This window comes from Aeromonas finlandensis, assembly GCF_000764645.1.
GTDB classification, from domain to species: Bacteria; Pseudomonadota; Gammaproteobacteria; order Enterobacterales; family Aeromonadaceae; genus Aeromonas; species Aeromonas finlandensis.
This window is the reverse complement of record NZ_JRGK01000092.1, coordinates 1-5,720: the sequence shown is the minus strand read 5'-3', so window position 1 is coordinate 5,720 and position 5,720 is coordinate 1. Positions and strand designations below refer to the sequence as shown.

Annotated in this window: 6 protein-coding genes and 1 pseudogene; 3 read left to right on the top strand and 4 right to left on the bottom strand. The window is 60.6% G+C overall.

Annotation, left to right across the window (positions count from 1 at the left end; all coding sequences use genetic code 11):
* Both LD28_RS0109970 and LD28_RS0109965 read right to left on the bottom strand, forming a co-directional pair.
* A pseudogene (locus LD28_RS0109970) lies at nt 1-444 on the bottom strand (transcription-repair coupling factor); the annotation flags it as partial.
* 57 nt (nt 445-501) lie between these two features.
* A complete protein-coding gene (locus LD28_RS0109965; RefSeq protein ID WP_033136819.1) occupies nt 502-1,077 on the bottom strand; it encodes a hypothetical protein in 576 nt (191 codons plus the stop codon).
* Nucleotides 1,078-1,153: 76 nt separating this feature from the next.
* Here LD28_RS0109965 and LD28_RS0109960 point away from each other — a divergent pair, with 76 nt between their 5' ends.
* The 3 genes from LD28_RS0109960 to lolE all read left to right on the top strand — a co-directional run bounded on the left by LD28_RS0109960 (nt 1,154) and on the right by lolE (nt 4,426).
* Nucleotides 1,154-2,389 (top strand): lipoprotein-releasing ABC transporter permease subunit, encoded by a 1,236-nt coding sequence (locus tag LD28_RS0109960; protein WP_033136818.1) that lies wholly within the window; start codon nt 1,154-1,156, stop codon nt 2,387-2,389.
* A gap of 97 nt (nt 2,390-2,486) precedes the next feature.
* Nucleotides 2,487-3,185 carry a lipoprotein-releasing ABC transporter ATP-binding protein LolD gene (gene lolD, locus LD28_RS0109955; protein WP_005336988.1) on the top strand — a complete coding sequence of 233 codons (699 nt, stop codon included), beginning with the start codon at nt 2,487-2,489 and terminating at the stop codon, nt 3,183-3,185.
* The gene (gene lolE / locus LD28_RS0109950) at nt 3,185-4,426 is read left to right on the top strand and encodes a lipoprotein-releasing ABC transporter permease subunit LolE (protein WP_005360064.1); all 1,242 of its coding nucleotides are present in this window, start codon (nt 3,185-3,187) and stop codon (nt 4,424-4,426) included. Before lolD ends, lolE begins: the two co-directional genes overlap by 1 nt.
* 87 nt (nt 4,427-4,513) lie before the next feature.
* On the opposite strand, the gene yfbR is transcribed toward lolE, so the two are convergent.
* Both yfbR and LD28_RS0109940 read right to left on the bottom strand, forming a co-directional pair.
* Nucleotides 4,514-5,104 (bottom strand): 5'-deoxynucleotidase, encoded by a 591-nt coding sequence (yfbR, locus tag LD28_RS0109945; RefSeq protein WP_033136817.1) that lies wholly within the window; start codon nt 5,102-5,104, stop codon nt 4,514-4,516.
* A gap of 92 nt (nt 5,105-5,196) precedes the next feature.
* Nucleotides 5,197-5,631, bottom strand: a complete 435-nt coding sequence (locus LD28_RS0109940) for a YccF domain-containing protein (protein ID WP_033136816.1) — start codon at nt 5,629-5,631, stop codon at nt 5,197-5,199.
* Nucleotides 5,632-5,720: the final 89 nt, after the last annotated feature.

Sequence of the window (5,720 nt, the reverse complement as noted above, 5' to 3'; positions counted from 1 at the left end):
CCCTCGCAGTTGTTGCAGATTGAGGCGCTGACCGGCCTTCACCATCAGGCTGTATTTGTCGAGATAGACCCGGGGTGCGCAGCGCAACATCAGGGTGGAGATGGGGACGATCAACACCCCCTTGCTCATCTGCGGCAGCTTGTAGAGGGTCTCGAGCCGCTGGGAGATGATGTCCTGATGGGGGGAGAAGGTGTCGTAGGGCAGGGTCTCCCAATCGGGGAACAGCAATACTGGCGCGGGTTGATCGGCCAGTTGCTTGTCTGCCAGCAAATACTGAAGCTCCTGCTCAAGGCGCAGGGCGCTCGGGGTATCGGCGGTGATGAGCAGTACCGGGCCCTTGGCTTCACTGGTGAGACGGGCTGCAATCAGCGAGAGGCTGCTGCCGACCAGTTGGCCGAGCGTGGTCTTTTGGCCCGCTTTGGCGGGCAAGGCGGGGAGTTTCATTGGCATGGTTTCGATTCTTTTAACGTTGACGTTATCTATCGCTGACGTTCGCTCTGGTTAGCGCTGACGCTCTTGGGCGCGCAGCTTGAGCTGCTTCGATTGCACGTGGAGGCTGGCGCGTACCAGCAGTTCACGGTCATCTTCGCGGATCCGCACATAGTCGAGCAGCACATGGGTGCCATGTTCGCCGCCGTCGAGCTGTTTGACCTGGCCATAGCAGTAAATGGCGGCCGCCTCTTCCCGCAGGAAGATCTTGAGGCGCACGATCTGGTGCAGGTGCGGCGCATCCCCGTGACCATGATAGGGGTGCAGGTAGGTGAGCTGACCGGCCCCGAAGCGCAGGGTGTGGAAGCGCTGCTCCGGATGATCCTGCATGGAGAGCACATAGCCCATGATCATGTCGATCTTGCGGGACTGCTGATTGACGATCTCGAGCAGGTCATGCATCGAATCGTTCTGGTTGCGCAGCAGGCGAGTGGTCACCAGATCGATGGAGGTAATGGCCGAGGAGATCCGAAAGGGCTCCGGCAGCTCAGCGTCCAGCTCCTCCAGCGAGGGGAGGTGGAAGTCGGCCGGCATGGGGATCACATTGACCGGCGTGGCATGAGTGACGCTGAAGAACTGTTCCTGCATGGAGGCTATCCCTTGTTGTCATGGACGGTTTCCCTTTATTATCCGGTATCTTATTTTGTTGGCAACGTACATATCCTTGAAGACCGGACTTTTTCAGCCCCTTTCGCTGGCCATCGGCCTGCGTTATGCAGGCTCGAAGCGCAGCAATCGCTTCGTCTCATTTATCTCCCTGTTCTCTACCTTTGGCATCGCCATCGGGGTTGCCGCCCTGATGGTGGTCATTTCGGTGATGAACGGTTTCGAAGGGCAGCTCAAAGGGCGCATCCTCGGGGTGATCCCCCATGTGGTGGTGACCAGTCAGGCGGGCCGCATTGATGCAGACCCGCAAGGCTTGCCGGATCTGGCCAAATTGCCCCATGTGGTCGCCTCTGCCCCCATGCTCGACAGCGAAGGGATGCTGCAAAGCCCCGGCCAGCTGACCGGGGTGAGCGTGCAGGGGATCGATCCTGCGCAATGGCCCAAGGATGACATCCTCCACAGCCAGATGCTGGGGGGGCGTCTTGATACCTTGCAGGCCGGTCACTACCGCATCGTGCTGGGGCAGGGGGTGGCACGTCGCCTCAATGTCTCCATCGGCGATCAGGTTCGTCTGATCCTGACCGAAGGGACCCGCTTTACCCCGTTTGGCCGGGTACCGGCCCAGCGCCTATTTACCGTCTCCGGCATCTTCGGGGTCGGCGCTGATGTGGATAACCAGATTGCGCTGATCGCGCTGGGGGATGCCCAGCGGCTGCTGCGGCTGCCGACAGAAACCGTCGGTGGCATTCGCCTCTGGCTCGATGACCCGTTTGCGGCCGACGAGGTGATCAAGACGCCGCTGCCGGACGGGTTGCTATGGCAGGATTGGCGCCGCGAGCGGGGCGAGCTTTTCCAGGCGGTCGCCATGGAAAAACGGATGATGGGGTTGATGCTGGTGCTGATCATCGCCGTCGCCACCTTCAACATTCTCTCCGCGCTGGTGATGGTGGTGACGGACAAGGAGGGCGAAGTGGCCATTCTGCGCACCATGGGCATGAGCGAATCGGGGATCGTCAAAATCTTCATGGTGCTTGGCGCCTCCAGCGGGGTGATTGGCGCCCTGTTTGGCGGACTGGCGGGCCTTGCGCTCTCCTTGGGTCTCAACCCTCTGCTCAATGCGGTCGGGCTCAACCTCTATATGGCGGCGGGCGGCAGTGGCTTGCCGGTGATTGTCGAGCCGGTTCAGGTCATCACCATCTTGCTGGGCGCCGTGCTGCTGAGCTTCAGTGCCACCCTCTATCCGGCGGCCCGCGCTGCACGGGTGAAACCGGCCGAGGCGCTGCGTTATGAGTAATGCCGTGAATAATACATCTTCTGTTGTTACCTCCGGTGCGAGTACCGGCGTTGTTACTGGTGCCTCTGTGGTCACTGGCGTAAGTGGAGCCCCTGTTATGAATGAAGCCGTATCCCGTGAACCTCTGCTGCGCTGCCAGGCGCTCAATCATGTCTATAAAGAGGGGGAGCTGGAGACTCAGGTGCTCAAGGGGATCGATCTCTGCGTCGCGCCCGGCGAAATGCTGGCGGTGGTGGGGAGCTCGGGCTCCGGCAAGACCACTCTGCTGCATCTGATGGGGGCGCTGGACAACCCATCCAGCGGTGCCGTGCTGTTCAAGGGGGAGGATATCCACCATTGGGACAGTCGCACCCAGGCTCGCTTTCGCAACCGCGAGCTGGGTTTTGTCTATCAGTTCCACCACCTGCTCTCCGAGTTCAGTGCGCTGGAAAATGCGGCCATGCCGCTGCTGATCGCCGGTGAGTCGGTGGCGGTTGCCACCGAAAAGGCGACCAAAATGTTGGGTCGGGTAGGGCTCTCCCATCGCTTGAACCACCGTCCCTCCGAGCTCTCCGGTGGCGAACGTCAGCGGGTGGCGATCGCCCGGGCGCTGGTCAACGAACCGAGTCTGGTGCTGGCGGACGAGCCGACCGGTAACCTGGATCACGCCAGTGCCACCGCAGTGTATGAACTGCTGTGTGAACTGAATCGTGAACTGGGCACTGCGTTTGTGGTGGTGACTCACGACTTGAGCCTGGCGGCCAAGCTCCATCGCCGGGTGACCCTGGTGAGTGGCGTGATGGCGGAGGTTGCCTGATGTTCAAACCGCTGCCCCTCTTTCTGGGCCTGCGTTACAGCCGCTCCCGCCGTCGCAACGGGTTTATCGCCTTTATCTCAGCCTCTTCCCTGATCGGTATCGCCCTCGGGGTGATGGCGCTGATCCTGGGCCTCTCCGCCATGAACGGTTTCGAGCGGGAGCTCAAAGACAGGGTGCTCTCCGTGGTGCCACAAGGTGAGCTGGACGCCGTCGAGCGGCCGCTGCCGGATTGGCCCCGTCTTCGTGACTACCTGCTGGCCCAACCGGGCGTCGAGGCCGCTGCGCCGGTCATTCGCCTCAATGGCCTGCTGGAGCACGGCTCCGCCCTCAAGGGGGTGCAACTGCGCGCGGTATTGCCGGAGCTGGAAGCCAATTTGTCGGATGCGGGCAAATACATGACGGGCCGCGGCCTGCGTGAGCTGCAACCGGGTGAGCGTGGGGTGATCCTTGGCAAGACCATTGCCGACAAACTGGGCGTCAAGGTGGGTGACACTCTTGGTTTGTTGTTGCCACAAGGGGGTGATCAGACCGGGATCAAGAATCCCCGGCGCGAAGCCCTGACTGTGGTGGGGCTGCTGGAGATCGGCGGTCAGCTCGACGGGTTGCTCGGCTTTATGCATCTGGCTGATGCGCAAGCGATCACCGGCATGGGCAGCGATGTGGAGGGTTTCAGCCTGCGGGTGAGCGATGTGCTCAAGGCGCAATCCATCACGGTAGCCGCCGCGCAGCAGTTCCCCCATCACGTCTATATCCGCAGCTGGATGAACAGCCAGGGTTACCTCTATCAGGACATCCAGATGGTGCGTACCGTCATGTATGTGGTGATGCTGATGGTGGTGGCCGTCGCCTGCTTCAATATCGTCTCCACCCTGGTGATGGCGGTGAACGAGAAGCGCAGCGAGATTGCCATCCTCAAGACCATGGGGGCGAGCCCCGGCCAGATCCGGCTCACCTTCGTCATTCAGGGGATGGTCAACGGGGTGGCCGGCGCGTTGCTCGGTGCGCTGCTGGGCGGACTGCTCTCCAGCAAGCTGACCCAGATCCTGAGCGTTGTCGAAAAGCTCATCGGTCACCGCTTCCTCAACCCGGATATCTACTTCATCGACTTCTTGCCGACCGAGTTGCATATGCAGGATCTGCTGATCGTGACTGGCGCTGCCATCCTGATGAGTCTTGTGGCGACCCTTTACCCCGCCTGGCGGGCGAGCGGTCTGGTGCCGTCCCGCGAGCTGGGCCACTGATGACCCGCATCTAATTCGCCATAAATAACGAAGGGCCCGCCGGTGCAAACCGGCGGGCCCTGCTGTTTTCAGGTCGCGTGGACTGGCTTAGTGAGCGTTCAGCTCATCGAGCGGCAGGGAGAAGCTGGCCACGAAGGTATCGATAAAGTAGCGCATCTCATCGCTCATTCGCACCGCCAGCATCGCCTCGAGGCGCTTGCGAGCCGGTTCGAATTCCCGGTTGCCCGCGTTGATCTCCTCCAGACACTTGGTATAGGCACAAAGGGTGTCAGCATCTTTTACCAGCCTTGCCAGCTCCTCATCCTGCATAGCCGAGTCGAGCAGGGGGCGAAAGTCCTCGACCAGTTCAGGTGGCAGCATGGCGAGCAGGCGCTGCTCGGCGGCCAGCTCTATCTTCTTGTACTCGCGGGCAATTTCGGGGTTGAAGTATTTGACCGGGGTGGGCAGATCGCCGGTCAGTACCTCGCTGCTGTCATGATAGAGCGCCATCACTGCGGCGCGGTCGGCATTCACGCTGCCGCCAAACAGCCGGTTTTTGATGATGCCGAGGGCATGGGCCACCATGGCGACCTGCAGGCTGTGCTCGGCAATATTTTCGGGCTGGATGTTGCGCATCAGGGGCCAGCGGTAGATCAGCTTCATGCGGGCGAGATTGGCGAAAAAGTGGCTGGGTAACATGACGGCCTCAACAAAAGAGAATAAAAAAGGGCAGACCCTAGTCTGCCCTTTTTTTCGTTGCAGGGCAGCGTCTGCCCGCGCATTTCCCGTGTTTAGCGGATATAGCGACCCGATTCAGCTTCGTGGTTGGTCACAATCATCTGGCCGATGGGGGCCAGACTGATCAGGGCCAGCTTGAGATGCTGGATACCGAACGGGATACCGATAATGGTCACAAAGCAGGCCAGCGCCGAGGCGATGTGGCCGATAGCCAGCCAGATACCGATCAGTACGAACCAGAGGATGTTGCCAATCAGCCCCAGGGTGCCGGTGCCGATATCGCTCTGGCCGGTCATGGTCTTGCGATTGACCGCCTGCTTGCCGAACGGGAAGAAGGTAAAGGTGCCGATCACGAAGCAGGCTCGTCCCCAGGGGATGCCGACCAGCGAGATAAAGCAGATAAGACCGGCCAGCCACCAGGCCAGGCCCATAAAGACACCTCCCAGTACAAACCAGAGCAGATTGAACAAGAAGCGGAAAAAGGCCATGTGAGTGACTCCAGATCATCAATTTGGCTGCCACCATAACGAGGGAGGGCAGGGGACGCAATGGTTGATTGGGTCAATAGCCATTTGGC

Excerpts from the sequence above, each read along its gene's own strand:
- LD28_RS0109965 (WP_033136819.1), bottom strand. The coding sequence starts at position 1,077 with ATGCAGGAACAGTTCTTCAGCGTCACTCATGCCACGCCGGTCAATGTG.
- lolD (WP_005336988.1), top strand. The coding sequence starts at position 2,487 with ATGAATGAAGCCGTATCCCGTGAACCTCTGCTGCGCTGCCAGGCGCTC.
- lolE (WP_005360064.1), top strand. The coding sequence starts at position 3,185 with ATGTTCAAACCGCTGCCCCTCTTTCTGGGCCTGCGTTACAGCCGCTCC.
- yfbR (WP_033136817.1), bottom strand. The coding sequence starts at position 5,104 with ATGTTACCCAGCCACTTTTTCGCCAATCTCGCCCGCATGAAGCTGATC.
- LD28_RS0109940 (WP_033136816.1), bottom strand. The coding sequence starts at position 5,631 with ATGGCCTTTTTCCGCTTCTTGTTCAATCTGCTCTGGTTTGTACTGGGA.